The organism is Pseudomonas sp. EA_5y_Pfl2_R50 (assembly GCF_963970475.1).
Classification (GTDB): domain Bacteria; phylum Pseudomonadota; class Gammaproteobacteria; order Pseudomonadales; family Pseudomonadaceae; genus Aquipseudomonas.
In genome coordinates, this window is the sequence record NZ_CAXAPT010000118.1 from 1 (window position 1) to 515 (window position 515).

Annotated in this window: 1 protein-coding gene; it reads left to right on the top strand. The window is 68.3% G+C overall.

The annotated features are described in order from the left end of the window. A partial coding sequence (locus AACY19_RS26995) for a DUF4158 domain-containing protein (RefSeq protein ID WP_339454550.1) occupies positions 1 to 515 on the top strand: 515 nt, incomplete at both ends.

Consider the following 515-nt stretch of genomic DNA (forward strand, 5'->3'; position numbering starts at 1 on the left):
ATCCTGAGCGCCCGGCAGCGGTCGTCGCTGCTCGACCTGCCGACCGACGAAGCGTCGCTGCTACGGCATTACATCCTGGCGGACGACGACCTGATCCACATCGACCGGCGACGCCGACCGGAAAACCGGATCGGCTTCGCGCTGCAACTGTGCGCGCTGCGCTATCCGGGACGAATGCTGGTGCCGGGCGAGGTGATCCCGCTCGCGGTATCCGCCTTCCTCGGCGCCCAGCTCGGCATCGCCGGTGACGTGCTCGTCCGCTACGCCGTCCGGCACCAGACCCGCCAGCAACATATGGAGGTGCTGCGCTCCATCTACGGATACAGGACGTTTCCCGGTCAGGGCGCGCCGGCACGGACGTTCCGTGACTGGCTGTTCGCCGAAGCCGAGCAGGCACACTCGAACGACGATCTCGCCCGGCGCTTCATCGCCCGCTGCCGCGATACCATGACCATCCTGCCGGCGATCACGACGCTCGAGCGCCTGTGCGCGGATGCGCTCGTCGCGGCCGAACG